We start from the raw sequence: 19011 nt of genomic DNA on the forward strand, positions 1-19011 counted from the left end.
AGGGACCTGTCCCTATGGATCACTGTTGCTAAATATATAGGTAATTTGCTATACTATCAAATAGTAAAAAATACCTATGTTTTTTTGTGGAAAGGATCTTTAATATGTTGCATAAGGAAATGAGCTTACTACTAGAAGAAGAGCAATTCCATCACCATTTTCAACCATTGTATAATCTAAATGAAAAAAATAGGATTGGATTTGAAGTCTTATTTCGAACAAACCTTTATAACAACCCCGAATTAGTATTTCAATCAGCCCGTACAGCGAATAAACTATACGAGTTGGAGACTAAATCTATCGGCAATGCTATTTCTACCTACTCTAAATCGGGAAAAGTAAAACAGAACTTATTCATCAACGTCTTCCCTACAACCATTTCTAACCCGCTATTCTCCAGTTTTATGAATAAAATAGTAAACAAAAATAATATAAAAAGTGAAGAGATTATCTTTGAAATCAATGAATCAGAGATTATTTTTGATATGCCTCTTTTTCTACACGGCTTGGAGAATTTAAAAAGAAAAGGATTTTTATTTGCGATAGACGATGTAGGAAAAGGAGCTGCTTCTTTACGGGCCATCATTGAATTAGAACCTGATTATGTAAAGATGGATAAATACTTTGCGTTTAATCTATCAACTTCCGAACAAAAACAGGAAATGGTTAAATCCGTCCTGACATATTGTGAAAATACACATACCGAATTTGTATTAGAGGGAATTGAAAATGAGACCGATTTAAAAACAGCTCAAAAGATAGGTGTACCAAATGGACAAGGATTTTTATTAGGAAAACCAGCACCACTCTAATTCACCCTTTTCGCAATTTATATACATATTTATAATGGAGACTATTAACCTTTGTCGATTTATGTCGATAATATAGTCAGAAGGTCATATCGTGATAGTAATGGGTGACTATTTTACATACTGCTCTAAAGTCATTCATCATTCATAATGTGCTTAAAAAAAGGAGGGAAACGGCTTTATGAAAATAAATAATCTAAAAATAGGAACAAAAATTAATCTATTAATTATCGCAATCATACTATTCTTATCTATTATTATAACTTTTGTATCCTATTTCCAAGTGAATAAAGCGATGAAGGAAGTTTTTACCGATAGAGTCCAGGTTGTTAATAAACTTGGATACAATTGGTTGAATGAAACGTATGAAGGTGATTGGGAAATCAAGGGTGGAGAGTTATATAAAGGGAATGTAAAAATTAACGATAATAATGAGTTAATGGACAAAATAGGTGAAATTACAAATGGAGCTGTAACTATTTTCCAAGGGGATACTAGAGTAGCAACTAATGTCATGCAAGACGGACAGCGAACCATTGGTACAAAAGCTGACCCAGAGGTTACAGAAGTCGTATTAAAAAATCAAGAAACGTTTATCGGAGAAGCAGACATCGTTGGGGAAGATTATTTAGCAATGTATAAGCCATTAAAGAATTCAAACGGTGAAATTATTGGTATGTGGCTAGTAGGTCCAAAGATTAAAGTAATCAATAATACCATTCTATCTTTACTAACTATCCTATTAGTTGTAATAGTAGTCTCCGGAATTATAGCGATATTGGCTAGTATCTTTATCACAAAATCCATTGTCCAACCAATCAGAAATATCAATGACCAATTAAAAGAAATTTCGGATGGTGAAGGGGATTTAACAAAAGAATTATCTGTAAAATCTCAAGATGAAGTTGGTCAACTTGCTAAATCGTTTAATCGAATGATTAGTAGCTTACGTGATATGATTGGACAAGTTGGAACGACATCCAACCAAGTTGCTGCATCTTCTGAAGAATTAACAGCAAGTGCGGAACAGACGTCACATGCAACGAATGAAATTTCAGCGTCTATTCAAGAAGTTGCAAGTGGTGCTGAATCTCAAGAACAGAGTGCAAATGAAAGTTTAGCGGCCATGAGGGAGATGGCTATCGGTATCCAACATGTTGCCGAAACTACTTCTTCTATTTCAGAATTAGCTACAGAAACAAACAAGGAAGCAAATGATGGAGATGAATTGATCCAAAAAGCTGTTCAACAAATGAATGCAATCCAGTCAGCTACAGATAATTCAGCTACTGTAATTAAAAAGTTGGGAGAGCAATCCAATAAAATTGGCTCGATTATAGAAGTCATCACTGGTATTTCCGAACAAACGAATCTTTTAGCACTTAATGCAGCCATCGAATCAGCACGTGCTGGAGAACACGGAAAAGGATTTGCAGTGGTTGCCGATGAAGTACGTAAGCTTGCGGAACAATCCAAGGATTCTGCAGATCAAATTACGGAATTAATTGAACAAATACAAGTAGATACCTCGCACGCAGTTAATATGATGAATAAAGGTAAGGAAGAGACATCTCTTGGTATGGATATGATTAATCAAACAGGAGAAGGGTTTAAGAGCATTTTACAATCAATAGAAAAAGTAACCTCTCAAATTCAAGAAGTTTCAGCAGTATCAGAAGAAATGTCTGCAAGCGCAGAGCAAGTGAATGCCTCTATGGAGGAAATTGCACGTATTTCCAAAACATCTGCAGACAACACACAAAATGTTGCATCTTCATCAGAAGAACAGCTGGCTTCTATGGAAGAAATTACAGCTTCTGCTACACACCTATCTAAAATGGCAGAGGAATTACAAATGCTTGTCGGTAGATTTAAAATATAGGGATGAAATGAAAAGATCAATTCCCCATTATTAGGTGGGAATTGATCTTTTTACATTTTTCAACTCAATTATTTAAAACTCTTTTATAATGCCGTTCAACACTTATCGGACTTCTCCCCATTTTTTCACTGATTTCTTTAAAGGTTAATCCACTCTTACGTAACTCTATTAGGCAGGTTTCCTCTTTCGTAGTCCATTTTTGATAACGCCTTTTCTTCGGAGAATACGTATCCTTTCTCCTTTCCCTCTCCACCCATTCCGGCTCAGGCGGTATACTTTGAGGGTCAATATTTGAAAACTGAACTTTATCCTTATGTTGCTCTGCCCAGTCCCAAAAAGCAGGCGGGTCTATAAAATAGAAGTATTTACGTGCTCTTGTTGCTTTTTTGATATAGGGCAATTTATAGTTCATCGCCCATCCCTTGACAGTATTTCGATCCACTTTTAAAAGTTGGGCCAATTCGTGAAATGTGATATAACCTGTTTGTGCTTTTGTATTAGATAGAGAAAGTCTAGTCATCTTAACCCTTACGGAATCATAGGAGCGATCTAAATTCCGGGCAATCGTTGTAAGTTTATATAATCCTATACTATCTTTTAAATATGTAATTTCATCCGAAGTCCAATTTCTTCTCAAATCTTCTCACCTTTCCAATTTATTTTCTATGTATTTTTTGCATCCTCTTGATGAAAGATTATAGTAAAAAAGTTCTACTAAAACTCCGTGATATACATGAGTCGCGATTTAAATGAACAACTCGGGGATTCCGGCACTCATTGGCTCGATGAGTCGCGGTGCTAACAAAAAACACGATCGTTCCGCTACTCATCAGCCCCATGAGTCGCGGTGCTAACGAAAAACTCGATCGTTCCGCTACTCATCTGCACCATGAGTCGCGGTGCAAATGAAAAACTCAATCGTTCCGCTACTCATCGGCACCATGAGTCGCGGTGCTAACGAAAAACTCGATCATTCCGCTACTCATCGGCACCATGAGTCGCGGTGCTAACAAAAAGCTCAATCGTTCCGCTACTCATTGGCTCGATGAGTCGCGGTGCTAACAAAAAACACGATCGTTCCGCTACTCATCAGCCCCATGAGTCGCGGTGCTAACGAAAAACTCGATCGTTCCGCTACTCATCTGCACCATGAGTCGCGGTGCAAATGAAAAACTCGATCGTTCCGCTACTCATCGGCACCATGAGTCGCGGTGCTAACGAAAAACTCAATTATTCCGCTACTCATCAGCCCGATGAGTGACGATACAAACAAAATACCCGGTTGTTCGGGCTCTCATCAGCCCCATGAGTGACGATACAAACAAAATACCCGGTTGTTCGGGCTCTCATTAACACGACGAAAGCCAAAATACCTCTAATAAAAAAATAATGGAATACTTTGCAAAATATTTATACAAAGTATTCCACTATTATCGTTACCAGCACAGAGCCTTTACGTCCTCTCGTCCTATTGTTTTGGCGCTAGTTCTATTGCCTGACGGAGCGCTTCTAGCATACTTCTATCATCCACGATTCCTTTTCCAGCAATATCAAATGCTGTTCCATGGTCTACACTTGTTCGGATGATTGGTAGACCAACTGTGATATTCACTCCAGATTCTAAACCTAGAACTTTAATCGGTCCATGACCTTGGTCGTGATACATCGCAACGACGATATCAAAGTCGCCACGTTGGGCACGGAAAAATAAAGTATCAGCCGGTAGTGGGCCTTCTACATTAATTCCCTCTTTCTGTGAACGCTCGACTGCGGGAATAATTTTTTCTTCTTCTTCTCCATATCCGAACAGCCCATTTTCTCCAGCGTGGGGGTTTATTCCACAAACACCGATCTTTGGGCCTTGGATACCTGATTTTGAAAGGGTATCATGTGCCAGTTCTATTACTTTATGAACACGTTCTGGTTCAATCGTTTTAATTGCATCCAATAAACCAATATGAGTGGTCACATGGATCACTTTTAATTTTGGTGAAGATAACATCATGGAAAAATCTTTTGTACCAGTTAGTTCTGCCAGTATTTCCGTATGGCCAGGATAAATATGGCCACCTTTATGCAACGCTTCTTTATTCAATGGCGCTGTACAAATCGCTTGAATTTTACCTTCATTCGCAAGCTCAATCGCTGTTTTCAAAAATTCAAATGCAGCATGACCTGCTTCTGCTGATACTACTCCAAAAGGAAGATCAGCTGGAAGAATATCTAAATTCACACAAACTATTTCTCCAAAAGCAGTTTCTGTAAAATCAGCATCAGTCCCAATAGAACGAATCGTTGTGTTGATATCCAATAAATTAGCTGCACGTTTCAACATTTTCGCATCTCCTATTACAATAGGATGCGCCTGTTCGTATAGTTCTTCACTTTGTAAACTTTTCACAATGATTTCTGGGCCTACTCCTGCAGCGTCCCCCATTGTAATTCCGATAATTGGCTTCTTACTCATTTTTACCGAACTCCCTTCAATTGTTGCATGGCACGATAAATGGAATCTTCTTTTCCAAATGCACCAGCTTTCGTTACTGCTATATATTCTTTTTCCGTTCCAATTAAAGATCCTAATGGAATTCCTGCTTCTACCTGTTTCATCAACTGAAAACCAATGCCACCCAATTGACGAGAAGTATCTTTTGCCGCATCTCCACCTGTAAGTACAAAACCAGAGAGTTGTTCCGCTTCTTCCGCTACTTTAACCGAAATTTCTCCTAATGCATGAGAGATTTTTTCTCCAATTTGGTTGCCAGTCAGCGCCAACGTTTTTCCAATCTGTTTCACTTCTTGTCTAACTGTTTCATTTGACGGCACAAAAAGAACAATGTCGTTCCCTTCACGCAATCCGTTTAGGCAATTTTCAATATAGTGATTTCGATGCGAAACCCAATCCTCGGCAAATATTTCTACCGTATTTATCTCAACAGCCGTAACATTTGGTTGCTCCACTGCATATTTCACTTGATTCTGTGTCACTTGAGACAAGCTACCGCAAACGGTCATAACTTGTTTCGATATCGGAAATTCCTGCTCCCCGATCGGTTGTCCAAATCCAAGCACTTCCGGAAGTACCTCTGCTAATCCCGCAGAGCCGGCCCATATGACATTTTCGGTTATGGAAGCGATACGTTTTGCTGCCAGTCGTAAATCATCTTGTGTTTCTGCATCGCAAACAATATATGTTACGCCCCGACTTTTCCAAGTCTTTAGCTTTTCTTCAAACTCGGACACTTCACTTTCATAGTCCAATTGTGTTAATAGACCAATCGTCTCTTCCATTTCAATTTCGAGTAGAGCCGGGATAAAAGAAGTTGTAACCGGGTGTTTGGGGTCCTTGGAAAATTCTGTATCTACTATTTTTTCCCCATTTACATAATGTATTCCACCCTTTGTTGTTCGGCCCAGCGCTGGAAACGCAGGGGCAACAACGATAAATTCAGGATCAAAAACATCCCTCATCGCCTTTAGCTCTAACCCTGTTTGTCCTCTTAATGTAGAGTCCATTTTTTTATAAATATATTTATATCCAGCTTCTTTTAAAAACAAGGAAGCCTGTTTCGTAATGGAAACAGCTTCTTCCTTTAATAATGCACGTGAATTCGTGTCAACCACAATTCCACTTGATAAATGATGATGATGAGTTGGAATTTCAAAGTAAACCGAGGTATCGATTCCCTTCGTCGTCAATTGAATACCACTATCATTTGCACCTGTCAAATCATCCGCAATAATTCCTATCGTTCTATTCATGTTGTTCCCTCACCCTCATCTTTAATGAATTACTTATCGATCACATAATCCTCTGGTACACGAATCCCTTTTTTCTCCAGTCTCTTCACAAGAAATCCAAGGTAAATAGGAAGTAAAATAGCTGTTGTCACAACAGATGCAGCAACTTGAACCGTTGCAAGTTCCACATTTGCGGCAAATGCGGAGCTAGCAGCAGCAATTGCAGCAGGTGTTGCTACAGCATTTCCAGCCGTTGATCCTTCAGCAACTCCAACAATTGGATTCCATTTCATTGCTTTAAATACAAAGTAACCTGCAGTACCTGTAACGAATACCGTTAATAAACCAACGATAATACCAGATAATCCACCTTCAATAATGCTTTCAAAGTTAATTCCCATTCCTAGCGCAAATGCGAAAAACGGAATTAATACAGAGCTTCCTTTACTGAAGAAATTGCGCATATCCTCGTCTAAATTACCTAATACCATCCCAACAACAATTGGTAATAATACAGAAACAAAGGAAACGACAGAGAACATTCCATCCACAAATCCCATTGCTCCAAAAATAGTTAAGGCAACCATCGTTAAGAACGGGCCATCATTTAATGCCAATAAAGAGTATGCCGCACGGTCTGTCTTATCTCCGTATTGTCCAACTAACGCAACATATAATCCACCATTACTATTTGTCATCGCAGCAATAATCGCGATTGGTGCTAAGCCTAACCATAATCCATCATCACCTGCAAACATAAAAGCAATTAAACCAACAATCGCACCAACGACCCATTTCGTTGCTAATAGTGTTGCACCTTTCCCAAGACTAACTCCAACGTTTTTAAGATTAATTTGTGCACCTGTAAATAGTAAGAACAAAGCAATTAACGTACTTGCTCCATCCACAAATAACGCTTGTGTAAAGTTTCCTATTCTTAATAAATCCGGCGCGAATGTGTTGATTGTTGCAGCAAGTAACAACGGAACAACCATCATACCACCTGGAATTCTTTCTAATGTAGCTTTAATTCTCATAAAACTTACTCCCTCCATCATATCAATTGTTTCATTATGTAACAATTTTTAATTTCTTAAAGCGTTTTCCATAGTTATTTTATACTACAAAAATATATATTGCAACACATTTTTGCAAAAAATGGGAAAAAGGCCTATTTCACTTCCACAGAACAAAGTATGTTTGTTGCATTTTTAAACAACAAAAAGAAGAGACAGGCTCCCATCTCTTCTTTGGTGTTTCTTTATTGATTTAGTTTTCTCCACAACGTCGTACGATTAATCCCTAATCGTTTTGCGGCTTTCGTTTGATTATGATTCTCTTCTTCAAGTACCTTTTTAATAATTTCTTGTTCTATTTCCTTCAATGTTCGGTTATGTAGTACAGTTTCTTCAAATGTATCCCCTGTTTCTAAATGGGACAGAACCTCTTTTACATGATTCAATTCGATATAAAAGTCTGAAGTCGTCAAACTTAATTCATTAATCACGTTCTTCAACTGGTTAAAATTCCCTGGCCAATCAAATTGTTTTAAATAATCCATCGCCTCTTTTTTCATGCCTAATGTTTCATTTCCACTTTCCGCATGAAAATCAGATAGAAAATAGTGTACAAATGTTGCGATATCCTCTTTCCTCTCTCTTAATGGTGTTAAGTGCAGTGGAAGGTTAGATAGTTTATTGTACAACTCTTTATGAAATTGACCTTTTTGAACCTCGGAATCTAGGGAATGACTGACCAAGGTGATTACTTTTATTTCATTAGGCTTTTGATGTAAAAGCTCCAATAATTCATGTTGTGTTTGTTTTGAAAGTTCCTCTATATTTTTAAAGAGAAGCGTACCTTTCTGGATCTTGTACAATGTACGGTTAAGCTCTTCCCAATTCAAATCATTTAAACGGCTTCCTCCCAGGGAGACGATTGGGTAGTCTTGTCCGAATCGTTCAAAATGGATCGCTTGAGCTACCGTGCTCTTCCCTGTTCCGGCTTCACCTATAATGAGAATCGAATCGTCTGTTAATGCAAATTTGTTTAAATGATTCCGCAAACCTTCCGCCTGTCGACTGTCGCCAATAATGGGCAGCCGGACAGGACTATGATTGATTTGATAACTTTTATTATCTAATTTAGGAAAGGAGGAGTGTACGATCATTCCTGCCATCTTTTTTTCTTCCACAGGAAAAACCTGTATGACATATCCCTTAGATTCCCTATCTATTTCAGCCCACTCGCTTTGTCCACTTTCCAAAACACGTTTCACAACTTTCCAAACATCAGGAATGATCACATCATGTTGAAGAAGTTCGTTATGAAACAAACTATTTTTTTCCAAAATTTCTTTCTCGTTATTCACAAAAACAAACGGGAATGGCAGGGAATGTAAGATATGATGATATTCATTCACCTGTCTTGTTACACCTTTAAATAAACGATACAACCGCCGAGCCTCATCATACGCATCCATGATAGCTTCTTTTCCGGACGTAATTAATATTCCCCGTAAACCTATTTTTTCCGCTTCCTGTATCGTAATCGTATCACCAAGAACAACGGTAAATCCTTCGTTCTTTAACTTTTCCAAGGTTGGGGTCACATCATCTCTACTTTTCACAGTGACCATTCGAACATCATATTCCATTATATTAAATAACGTTTCCGCACTACGAGTAATGTTTTCAAACCCAACAAGTGCTACGCCATCATTCATTTCTCGAATAAAAGTAAAGACACGAAGCATATCATATCCACTAATATCAACGTGAATAACTGGGATGGAAACAACTTCCTCAATCATCGAAGCAGTACCACCACGACTAATAATAAGATCATACCCGTCTTTTTCAGCACGTTCAGCAATATCAATCGCATCTTCTAGGTTAGCTATTTCAATATCTATATCAAAATCATCAGGGATATCTGTCTTTTTGACCGTTTCCGCTAACCCTGTATAGGGCGCAATAAAAAGAGCTTTAATCATAGACACCACCTCATTCGTTGCATTTCTAAACAGTTGCTTTATTATGCCATAAATGAGTTAGATTGTCACCCTTTGCGACATGGAGAGACTGTCAACATGCGCCTTGAAGCGGAGGTTTTCGCAACAGAATGCCAATATATTACATTAGAATGAATCTTTTCCCTCTATTGAATCGTATTAACGTATAATAGACAATTGGTAAAGTCCCGTGAAGATAGATAGGAGTGGAATGATGAGTCGTAAACAAAAATCGGAAAATTCCTTTGCGGAAGGTGTCCTAAAGCCTTTAAAGATTGCCCTTTTAATTGGATTAACGATGGGGGTTTTCGCCTGGTTGTATTCAAGTTTTATAATCGTTCCTTTACTACTTTTTATTCTTTCCGTTCTTATTCTACTTGGTTTAGGGGGAACTAGTATTTATCTATTCTTCCGTTTGATCAAAGGGATGAGGAAAGGAAAGAGTTATACTTTTTTAGATAACGATACACCAGTAAAACGCTTTTTTGAATATGTATTTGTTACCTTTTTCACGCTAGGGATTGGGCTAATTCTAATCCTTGCCGTTCTATATAAGGTAATGGAAATGTTTAATATTGTTTAGGAGTTGGATGAGAAATTGGCAAAAAATAAAAAGAGAAAGAAAAGTAAATGGGAGCGAAAAAGAGAGCAAGAGAAAAATAGATTAAAAGAGGAATTGAAAACCATCCAGCCCCGTCCTTCATGGTTGATTCGCTTCCTTCATTTTATATTCATTTCAATATTTGGGATAATTCCTGCCTCCATCATTGTGGGGTTTTTTACGAAAGATACCATTCTGATGGAGAGAGAATGGGGGATTTTTGTCATTCTCGGCTTATTGTTCTTTGTTTGGGCCTTTTTAGCGTTAAGCGTTGGCAATTGGTATAAAAATCGTTACAAAAGCTACCTGGAATTAAAAAGGAAATTAAGAAACTACTAATTGATTCGTTAGTCGTGGGGGTGTTTCCGTTACTCGCGGGTGCGATTACGATAGTCGGTGGGGTTTTTCCGTTACTCGTGGGTGCGATTCCGGTATTGGTGGCGGATAATTCTGGGACGAGGGACCTGTCCCCATGGCTACACCGGCTTTTTTTCAATTCATCATTGCACTTTTTCACAATTGATAGTAAACTTAACTTAACTTAGTTAATTAAATTAATTAACCCACCTAAGCTCTACTTGAAAGATAAAACTAGGAGGATAGCTTTTAATGACTTCAAATTTACAACAATCATTTAAAAATATATTTAACACGGCCGTTACTCCACGTACCTTCTTTGCACCTGGCCGCATCAATTTAATCGGTGAGCATACAGACTATAATGGGGGGCATGTCTTCCCTGCCTCGATTTCGTTTGGAACGTATGCACTTGGGGCAAAACGTGAAGATCAACAATTTCGCTTTTACTCGATGAATTTTCCTGACAAAGGAATCATAGAATGTGACCTTTCCAACCTAAATTATGATCCTTCTCATGATTGGGCTAACTATCCAAAAGGAATGATTCTTACCTTAATGGAGGCCGGGTATGACATTTCCCATGGGGCTGATATTCTATTTTACGGAAATATTCCAAATGGAGCCGGTCTCTCTTCCTCCGCATCGATTGAACTTGTTACTGGTGTTCTATTCGAAGGTCTTTTTGAAAAAAATATCGACCGTATCGAGATGGTTAGGCTTGGTCAAAAAGTAGAAAATGAATACATCGGTGTAAACAGCGGGATTATGGATCAGTTTGCTGTTGGGATGGGGAAACAGTATCATGCCATTCTATTAAACTGTGACACGTTAGATTACAAATATGCTCCTGTTGACTTAAATAATCACGTCATTATGATTATGAACACCAATAAACAACGAACCCTTGCCGGATCAAAATACAATGAGCGCCGCTCCGAATGTGAAATAGCTTTAAAAGACTTACAAAAGAAATTACCGATTCATAGTTTAGGAGAGCTAACAACGGAAGAATTTGAAAATAATAAACATCTCATAACGGATGAAATAAACCAAAAACGCGCGAAACATGCGGTTTACGAGAATGCTCGCACCATCGAGGCTCTAAATCAATTAAAGCAAGGTAAAGTGGAAAATTTCGGAACACTGATGAACGAATCCCATATTTCACTTCGGGATGACTATGAAGTGACTGGTCTGGAATTAGACACGATTGTAGAAGCAGCCTGGCAACAAGATGGTGTTTTAGGGGCTCGGATGACTGGCGCTGGATTTGGTGGCTGTGCTATTGCTATTGTAGAGAAGGAGAAAGTTGAAATTTTTAAAGAAAATGTAAACGCCATCTACAAGGGTAAAGTTGGTTATGACGCTACATTCTATCCTGCAACGATTGGTGATGGTGCTAAAAGATTAGATAAAGGAGAGTTAATATGAGCGTATTAGTTTTAGGTGGGGCTGGATACATCGGCTCCCATGCTGTTTATCAATTAGTGGAACAGGGCGAAGAAGTAGTTGTGATTGATAGCCTAGAGACCGGTCATAGAGAAGCAATACATCCAAAAGCAACGTTTTACGAAGGAGATATTCGCGAAATAGATTTTCTTCGTTCTGTTTTTAAAAAGGAGACCATTGATGCGGTTATCCATTTTGCAGCCAATTCGCTAGTTGGGGAATCGGTGGAAAAACCACTGAAATATTTTGATAACAATGTATATGGGACACAGGTTTTACTACAAGCGATGGTAGAAGCTGATGTGAAACATATCATCTTCTCATCAACCGCGGCAACATATGGGGAGCCAGAATCGGTACCAATTACGGAAACGATGCCTACCAACCCTACAAGCCCATATGGGGAAACAAAGTTAATCATGGAAAAACTGATGAAATGGACAGAACAAGCACATGACGTGAAGTTTGTTTCTTTACGATACTTCAATGTTGCTGGTGCCAAGGAAACTTCAGAAATCGGTGAAGATCATCGTCCCGAATCCCACCTTGTTCCCATTATTTTACAAACAGCACTAGGCCAGCGTTCCCATATTACTATTTTTGGAGACGATTATGACACGGAAGATGGCACATGTATTCGAGATTATGTCCATGTAGAAGACTTGGTTCAAGCTCATTTGTTGGCACTGGATTACTTAAGAAAAGGTGGAAAGAGCAATATTTTCAACCTAGGAAGCAATGAAGGCTTTTCGGTGAAAGAAATGATTGAAACCGCTCGTGAAGTTACCGGAAAAGAAATCCCGGCACAAATCGGAAAACGACGTGCTGGCGACCCTAGCGTATTAATTGCGAGCTCGGATAAAGCGAAAAGCGTGCTCGGTTGGAACCCGACACGAACTTCTGTGAAACAAATTATTCAAGATGCATGGAACTGGCATTCTTCACATCCTGACGGGTATGGAAAGGAAGGATAAGACATGATTGTTCAACATATTGCGGGACTTATTCATCAAGCAATCGAGTCCAACTTAATTGAAAAAGAAGATAACATTTATGTAAGAAATCAAGTAATGAATCAGCTAAACGTAGAAAGTTTTCCCGAAACGGTCGAAAACCCTACAGCGGATACGATTCCGAATATCCTTGAAAAAGTCATTTCCTACGCTGTTGAGCACCACGTCATTGAAGATGTATTAGACGAAAAAGAAATTTTAACGGCGAATATCATGAATTGTTTCATGGATAAACCATCCATCGTGAATGAAAAATTCAACGAAAAATACAAGCAATCACCAGTAGAAGCTACAGATTACTTTTATAACTTAAGTAAAAACAGTAATTATATTCAAATGAACCGAATTGCAAAAAATATATCGTATCAAGCAGCATCTCCCTATGGGGACATGGATATTACGATTAATTTATCCAAACCGGAAAAGGATCCAGAGCAAATCAAACGGGAGCGCGCGATGAAACGGGATGTGAACTATCCGAAATGCCTGCTTTGTAAAGAAAACGAAGGATATACTGGAAGAACCGGACATCCTGCTAGAGCGAACCACCGAATTATCAAGGTTCCTCTTTTAGGAGAAAACTGGTATTTACAATATTCTCCGTATGTTTATTATAACGAGCATAGCATTTTACTGTCAGAAGAACATCGTGACATGAAAATAGATCGGGATGCATTTACGAGACTACTGACATTTACGGAGAAATTCCCGCATTACTTTATTGGTTCGAATGCGGATTTGCCAATAGTAGGAGGCTCTATTTTAAGTCATGATCATTATCAAGCGGGAAGATATGAATTTACGATGACAAATGCAGAAGATGCGTTTACCTTTCCATTAACTAACTTCCCGGAAATTGACGCTTCCATTTTAAAATGGCCATTATCGGTTATACGATTAAAAGGGGAACAGATGGATCATGTAGTAAACGCAGCCGACCATATTTTAAATATTTGGCGTCATTATTCGGATGAAGATGCGGATATTCTAGCATTTACGGAAGATACACCTCATAACACAATTACACCGATTGCAAGACATCGGAATGGAAAATTTGAACTGGACCTAGCGTTAAGAAACAACCGAACTTCGGATGAACATCCACTTGGAATCTTTCACCCACATGAAGATGTTCACCATATTAAAAAGGAAAACATCGGCTTAATTGAAGTGATGGGATTGGCTGTTTTACCTGCGAGATTAAAGGATGAATTAGCGGAAATTCAAAACTATTTACTTGGTGAACGTTGCAATGTAGCGGCCTATCATCAGGAATGGGCGAAGCAAATAAAATCGAAATACGGACTTGTAACAGATGAGGAACAGGCGGAAAAAATAATCCAAGATGAACTCGGTCATAAATTTGTAAGAGTACTAGAGGATGCAGGTGTCTTTAAAGAACGACAAGCTATCGATCGATTCATTGCGACATTGAATAAGTAGGTGACCGAAGCCATGCATATGGAGGAAAAAGATATACTAGGAACATGGAAGGAATATACCCTAACCAATAATCAGAATATGTCCGTTAGCATCCTAAATTATGGTGGAATTATTACAAAAATAATCGTTCCAGACCAGAATGGGAAAAAGGAAAATGTCGTTCTTGGTTATAAACATTACCAAGATTATGAAGCCAATCCGAATTATTTTGGAGCATTAATTGGCAGAGTGGCAGGAAGAATTCAAGGTGCAACTTTTACATTAAATGGTGAATCCTATTCTTTAGAAAAAAATAATGGAGAAAATCATCAGCACGGAGGATCAGACGGTTTCCACCAAGTCATTTGGGAAGGGCAAACGTTTCAAACAGAAGATACAGTTGGTTTACATCTTAAGCATCGTAGTCGCGATGGTGAAGGTGGGTATCCGGGTAACCTAGATGTTATGGTTACCTATACCCTTACCAGTGCTAATCAATTAGTTATCAACTATACGGCTAAAACGGATAAAACAACTCCAATTGCATTAACCAACCATTCTTACTTTAATTTAAGTGGGAATTTAAAAGAAACCGTTAAAAATCATCATGTTGCGATAGATAGTAGCCAATTTATGGAACTAGATGAGCATTTGATTCCAACCGGAACGTTAATCGATGTGGAAGGAACCCCTTTTGATTTTCGCGCCGGGAGGATACTAGGTACTGGTTTTAACCATCATTTTGGACAAAATAAGATAGCTGGAAATGGCTATGATCATTATTTTATTTTTGATGAAACAAAGGAAAATAAAGTAGTTTTGAAAGATCCCACTAGTGGCCGAGTTCTTGTTGTAAAAACGGATCAACCTGGAATGGTCATGTATACTTCTAATGGACTGGAAGAAGGTTTGAGATTGCGAGAAGCAGATTCTAGCAAACACCTAGGAGTTTGTTTTGAAACACAAGGCCCCCCCGCCTCCTTACATCATGAGCGATTTCCAACTATCGTTTTAAATGCGGGAGAAGTGTATGAGAGGCGAACTGAGTTTGCATTTGGTGTGGAGGAATAATGTATGGAAGTAAAATTGCTTTCCTTTAACTTTAGATAATTCGATAATTGTGTATGGGATTCCGATAATTTTTGGGGGTAATTCGTTACTTGTGTGCGGGATTCATTTTGGCGAAACACCATGTTAATAGTAAAATTATAGTAAAATAAGCATATAATTATACTATGGAGGTGTCTTATGTATATTAAACCATCTGCTGCCATTCGCAATAATTACAATGAAATCTCCAACATTTGTAAGGAATCCGTGGAACCCGTTTATCTTACCAAAAACGGTGAAGGCGACCTCGTTGTTATGGACATGAAATCCTTTGAACGTCGCGAAAAAATGCTACAACTTAGGGAAAAGTTAGTTAAAGTAGAAGAAAATAGGTTGTCTGGGATGAAAGGTTTTTCACTAGACGAAGTTGATCAGTTAATGAAAAAGACTATTAACGAATATATAAAAGCCGATAATAAAGAAGCTAACTTATTATCGGCTTTTATATATATTTCTTCTATTATACCGGATCAAACAGCTCTACCAACAGTAATGCCACCGCACCCAACAGTGTCGCATCGTCCCCTAATTTGGTTACCATGACCGTTGTTTCTTTCGATTTAGGAGTTAACGCACGTTCCTGAATCGTCTCAAGAATGGCGGGCATGAGGAATTTCTCACTTTTCATGACCCCTCCACCCAATATAATTTTACTAGGATTAATAAGATGGATTAAATTGGTTAGCCCAATTCCAATAATATTTCCTGTTTCTTCTAAGATTTGAACAAAAGCTGCTTCCCCCTGCAAAGCCCGTTCATATATTTCTTTAGCAGTTATTTCTTCTAAATTATGACACCGTTCCTTCATTCTTTTTACAATGGCATCCCCAATTACGAATGTTTGCAAACAACCTCGGTTCCCACACTTACAAACATCACCGTGCAAATCAATAGTCATGTGACCTATTTCCCCTGCCATGTCCTGTGCGCCATGAAATAATTCCCCATTTATAACAACCCCTGCACCAACACCACGACCAATATTGACAGCAACCATACTATTTACGTCATCATGTCCGCCGAACCAAGATTCACCTAAGGCCATGGCTCGTGCATCATTTTCGACCTTTATCTCCAGGTCAAACGTTTTACTTAATTCATCTTTAATCGGGATATTCTTTAAATTTAAGCTCGGAGCATTAAGGGACGTTCCATTTTCAACGTCAACTACACCATGCATTGCTACTCCTATACCGATAATCTTTTCCTGATCCATTTTAGATAACTCTAAAATAGTATAAATATTTTCCTTCAATAAGTTGAGAAACGTTTCATTTGTCAACTGCCCTTTTAATGAGCTTGAGGTTCTCTCGTATATTTTCCCTGTAAGATCGGTTAAAACACATTCTACTATTTCAGGACCAGCATCCACCCCAATCACATAAAATGCATCACTGTTAATATGTAACATCGTTGGTTTTCTTCCGCCACTCGATTCACCAAGCTTACTTTCTATAACAAGCCCCTCATCTACCACCTCTTTTACGATACTACTCACAGTTGGTGGTGTAAGACCTGTCTCTTTTGCAATTTGCGCCCTTGATATAGGTTGCGATGTACGAATTTTATTTAAAATAATTTTCTTATTCACTGTTTTCATTAATTGAAATGTACCGCGTTGCATGGAAATTCCTCCATTTTATTGTTTATCTAGACTTATTTTATCATAGTAGAGCCACAGGGACAGGTCCCTCGTCCCAGTTTCAAAATGAATTTGAAATAGATGTAAAAACAATCTACAAAAGGGATTTACCTATGATGGTAAATCCCTTTCTTAGAAGGTGTTCTTTCTATATTTTGATAAGTGGCTAGATTGATTAAGCATAACCATTCTATGTAGCACTTTATATCAATAATAACGATTTAAAAACAACCTTTTACCATTAATTCGCAATTCCAATAGGAGAAAATATAACATAAAGCATAACCATTACTGCAACAGCAGCAATACCTACCGGATAGGCAAGTTTCCATGGCGTGATATCAACTTCCTTTTTATCCTCCAAGACATACGCTGTATCACGTGGCTTGAATTTTCCAATGATTAACATTAGAGCGGAACATACGACAAAAAGAATTGCAAGGATATGCAGATAATGTACGCCTGTATCCCAGAACAACTGTGTAATGGCATACACAACAATAAACAGAACTAGTGCTATTTTCGCTGCAATGGCTGGTACACGTTTTGTTAAATAACCAATAATGAGAATAGTAAATATCGGTACATTATAGAAACCGTTTACCATTTGGAAATATTGGAAGAAACCTTGTGGCATCAAATCAATTAATGGTGCCATACACATTGCAAAAATCGCGATGAACGTCCCAAAGATTTTACCGTTACGAATGAGCTTGCGATCAGAAATCTGTGGTTTTACATATGGTTTATACACATTAAGCATGAACAATGTAACGGTTGAGTTTAAGCCAGAGTTAAAGGATGATAGAATCGCACCAAACAACACAGCCGCAAAGAAACCTACAAGTGGCAATGGCAACACATGATTCACAAGTGCGGAGTAAGCATTAATTGGGTCTAATTTATCCCCTAGTAAATTAAAAGCAATGATACCAGGTAGAATTAAAATAACTGGTCCTAGCATTTTTAAGAACGCCGCGATCAATAAGCCCTTTTGTCCTTCTTTCAAGTTCTTCGCTGCAATCGCTCGCTGCATAATATGTTGGGCAGTACCCCAATAGAATAGGTTTACTAATAATAACCCCGTAAACATCGTCGAGAATGGGAGCGGCTCAGATTCCTTCCCTATCGCATTTAATTTTTCCGGCGTATTTTCAATAATAGTCTGGAAACCTGCAATTGGGGACCCATCTCCTAAAAAGGCCAAACCTAAAATCGGAATCAGTAACCCACCTATTAAAAGTCCAATCCCGTTGATTGTATCGGAAACCGCAACCGCCTTCAAACCACCGAAAATCGCATAGATCGAACCAATCGTTCCAATAGCCCAGACAGTGACCCATAAAGCAGTTGTATCATCAACACCAAGCATTCCTTGTACATCGAACATTTCTCGTAGTGCTACCGCTCCTGTATATAAAATTGGCGGCATGAGATTTAATATATAACCAAATAGGAATAATATCGTAACAAACAATTTCACACCCGGGTCAAATCGTTCTTCCAAGAAGTCTGGAATTGTCGTTATTCCACCCTTCAAGTAACGTGGCAGCAAATAAAATGCTACTAAAACAAGAGCAAGGGCAGAACCAACTTCCCAACCCATGGAAGCGATACTGAATTCATAACCTTCCGCATTCAAACCTACGAGTTGCTCAGTAGATAGATTGGTTAACATGAGGGATCCAGCAATGACCCACCCCGTTAAGCTTCTACCTCCAAGAAAATATCCATCTGCTGTGTTAAGATCTTCTTTACGGGTTTTAAAATAAGAAATGATAGCAACTAAAGCCGTAAAGAAGACAAAGGAAGCAATTGTAACTAACGTCATGTAATAAACCTCTTTTCTAAGTTATCTTTCTACTAATCCGCTTACAAAAATATAATAGATTAAAAGTTAAATAGAACTTTTTTTGATCCTAATCCACAACCCTTTCATTTATAAATTAATTTAATTAACTATCAATAT

16 protein-coding genes are annotated in these 19011 nt (G+C 38.2%); 9 read left to right on the forward strand and 7 right to left on the reverse strand.

The genetic code is table 11. From position 1 onward, the window contains the following. The first annotated feature begins 104 nt into the window (after positions 1 to 104). Both A9178_RS10790 and A9178_RS10795 read left to right on the forward strand, forming a co-directional pair. Positions 105 to 812, forward strand: coding sequence for an EAL domain-containing protein (locus A9178_RS10790; protein ID WP_082918164.1), 708 nt, complete (start codon positions 105 to 107; stop codon positions 810 to 812). 178 nt (positions 813 to 990) lie between these two features. Next, a complete protein-coding gene (locus A9178_RS10795; RefSeq protein ID WP_068675141.1) occupies positions 991 to 2691 on the forward strand; it encodes a methyl-accepting chemotaxis protein in 1701 nt (566 codons plus the stop codon). A gap of 64 nt (positions 2692 to 2755) precedes the next feature. On the opposite strand, the gene A9178_RS10800 is transcribed toward A9178_RS10795, so the two are convergent. From A9178_RS10800 to A9178_RS10820, 5 genes are all read right to left on the reverse strand, one after another. Then, positions 2756 to 3328 carry a helix-turn-helix transcriptional regulator gene (locus A9178_RS10800; protein WP_068675142.1) on the reverse strand — a complete coding sequence of 191 codons (573 nt, stop codon included), beginning with the start codon at positions 3326 to 3328 and terminating at the stop codon, positions 2756 to 2758. A gap of 831 nt (positions 3329 to 4159) precedes the next feature. Continuing rightward, positions 4160 to 5158, reverse strand: a complete 999-nt coding sequence (gene pdxA / locus A9178_RS10805; protein ID WP_068675144.1) for a 4-hydroxythreonine-4-phosphate dehydrogenase PdxA — start codon at positions 5156 to 5158, stop codon at positions 4160 to 4162. A gap of 2 nt (positions 5159 to 5160) precedes the next feature. Continuing rightward, complete coding sequence (locus A9178_RS10810; RefSeq protein WP_068675146.1) at positions 5161 to 6453, reverse strand: four-carbon acid sugar kinase family protein; 1293 nt, start codon at positions 6451 to 6453, stop codon at positions 5161 to 5163. 29 nt (positions 6454 to 6482) lie between these two features. Continuing rightward, positions 6483 to 7469, reverse strand: a complete 987-nt coding sequence (locus A9178_RS10815; RefSeq protein ID WP_068675148.1) for a 2-keto-3-deoxygluconate permease — start codon at positions 7467 to 7469, stop codon at positions 6483 to 6485. 224 nt (positions 7470 to 7693) lie between these two features. After that, a complete protein-coding gene (locus A9178_RS10820; RefSeq protein ID WP_068675150.1) occupies positions 7694 to 9427 on the reverse strand; it encodes a sigma-54-dependent Fis family transcriptional regulator in 1734 nt (577 codons plus the stop codon). A 232-nt stretch (positions 9428 to 9659) separates the two neighbouring features. Between A9178_RS10820 and A9178_RS10825 the strand changes: the two genes are divergently transcribed. The 7 genes from A9178_RS10825 to A9178_RS10855 all read left to right on the forward strand — a co-directional run bounded on the left by A9178_RS10825 (position 9660) and on the right by A9178_RS10855 (position 15943). Further along, positions 9660 to 10028, forward strand: coding sequence for a hypothetical protein (locus tag A9178_RS10825; protein ID WP_068675153.1), 369 nt, complete (start codon positions 9660 to 9662; stop codon positions 10026 to 10028). 15 nt (positions 10029 to 10043) lie between these two features. After that, complete coding sequence (locus A9178_RS10830; protein ID WP_068675155.1) at positions 10044 to 10385, forward strand: hypothetical protein; 342 nt, start codon at positions 10044 to 10046, stop codon at positions 10383 to 10385. A 270-nt stretch (positions 10386 to 10655) separates the two neighbouring features. Next, positions 10656 to 11837: a galactokinase gene (locus A9178_RS10835; RefSeq protein WP_068675157.1), complete on the forward strand. Its 1182-nt coding sequence runs from the start codon at positions 10656 to 10658 to the stop codon at positions 11835 to 11837. Next, positions 11834 to 12829 (forward strand): UDP-glucose 4-epimerase GalE, encoded by a 996-nt coding sequence (gene galE / locus A9178_RS10840; protein ID WP_068675159.1) that lies wholly within the window; start codon positions 11834 to 11836, stop codon positions 12827 to 12829. The genes A9178_RS10835 and galE overlap by 4 nt, the downstream gene beginning before the upstream one ends. A gap of 3 nt (positions 12830 to 12832) precedes the next feature. Next, the gene (galT, locus tag A9178_RS10845) at positions 12833 to 14311 is read left to right on the forward strand and encodes a UDP-glucose--hexose-1-phosphate uridylyltransferase (RefSeq protein WP_068675161.1); all 1479 of its coding nucleotides are present in this window, start codon (positions 12833 to 12835) and stop codon (positions 14309 to 14311) included. Positions 14312 to 14329: 18 nt separating this feature from the next. Then, positions 14330 to 15361: an aldose epimerase family protein gene (locus A9178_RS10850; RefSeq protein WP_369801972.1), complete on the forward strand. Its 1032-nt coding sequence runs from the start codon at positions 14330 to 14332 to the stop codon at positions 15359 to 15361. A gap of 177 nt (positions 15362 to 15538) precedes the next feature. After that, positions 15539 to 15943, forward strand: a complete 405-nt coding sequence (locus A9178_RS10855) for a type II toxin-antitoxin system Phd/YefM family antitoxin (RefSeq protein ID WP_068675165.1) — start codon at positions 15539 to 15541, stop codon at positions 15941 to 15943. On the opposite strand, the gene A9178_RS10860 is transcribed toward A9178_RS10855, so the two are convergent. Then, a complete protein-coding gene (locus A9178_RS10860) occupies positions 15861 to 17024 on the reverse strand; it encodes an ROK family transcriptional regulator (protein WP_068675166.1) in 1164 nt (387 codons plus the stop codon). The genes A9178_RS10855 and A9178_RS10860 overlap by 83 nt on opposite strands. A gap of 259 nt (positions 17025 to 17283) precedes the next feature. Beyond that, complete coding sequence (locus A9178_RS10865; RefSeq protein WP_068675168.1) at positions 17284 to 18873, reverse strand: solute:sodium symporter family transporter; 1590 nt, start codon at positions 18871 to 18873, stop codon at positions 17284 to 17286. Positions 18874 to 19011: the final 138 nt, after the last annotated feature.

This window comes from Oceanobacillus sp. Castelsardo (assembly GCF_001659985.1).
In the GTDB taxonomy this organism is placed as follows: Bacteria; Bacillota; Bacilli; order Bacillales; family Amphibacillaceae; genus Oceanobacillus.

Bases quoted from the DNA above. Each gene is read 5' to 3' on its own strand.
- A9178_RS10860 (WP_068675166.1), bottom strand. From the start codon at position 17,024: ATGCAACGCGGTACATTTCAATTAATGAAAACAGTGAATAAGAAAATT.
- pdxA (WP_068675144.1), bottom strand. From the start codon at position 5,158: ATGAGTAAGAAGCCAATTATCGGAATTACAATGGGGGACGCTGCAGGA.
- A9178_RS10835 (WP_068675157.1), top strand. From the start codon at position 10,656: ATGACTTCAAATTTACAACAATCATTTAAAAATATATTTAACACGGCC.
- A9178_RS10825 (WP_068675153.1), top strand. From the start codon at position 9,660: ATGAGTCGTAAACAAAAATCGGAAAATTCCTTTGCGGAAGGTGTCCTA.
- galT (WP_068675161.1), top strand. From the start codon at position 12,833: ATGATTGTTCAACATATTGCGGGACTTATTCATCAAGCAATCGAGTCC.
- A9178_RS10820 (WP_068675150.1), bottom strand. From the start codon at position 9,427: ATGATTAAAGCTCTTTTTATTGCGCCCTATACAGGGTTAGCGGAAACG.
- A9178_RS10865 (WP_068675168.1), bottom strand. From the start codon at position 18,873: ATGACGTTAGTTACAATTGCTTCCTTTGTCTTCTTTACGGCTTTAGTT.
- A9178_RS10795 (WP_068675141.1), top strand. From the start codon at position 991: ATGAAAATAAATAATCTAAAAATAGGAACAAAAATTAATCTATTAATT.
- A9178_RS10855 (WP_068675165.1), top strand. From the start codon at position 15,539: ATGTATATTAAACCATCTGCTGCCATTCGCAATAATTACAATGAAATC.
- A9178_RS10815 (WP_068675148.1), bottom strand. From the start codon at position 7,469: ATGAGAATTAAAGCTACATTAGAAAGAATTCCAGGTGGTATGATGGTT.
- A9178_RS10850 (WP_369801972.1), top strand. From the start codon at position 14,330: ATGGAGGAAAAAGATATACTAGGAACATGGAAGGAATATACCCTAACC.
- A9178_RS10790 (WP_082918164.1), top strand. From the start codon at position 105: ATGTTGCATAAGGAAATGAGCTTACTACTAGAAGAAGAGCAATTCCAT.
- galE (WP_068675159.1), top strand. From the start codon at position 11,834: ATGAGCGTATTAGTTTTAGGTGGGGCTGGATACATCGGCTCCCATGCT.
- A9178_RS10810 (WP_068675146.1), bottom strand. From the start codon at position 6,453: ATGAATAGAACGATAGGAATTATTGCGGATGATTTGACAGGTGCAAAT.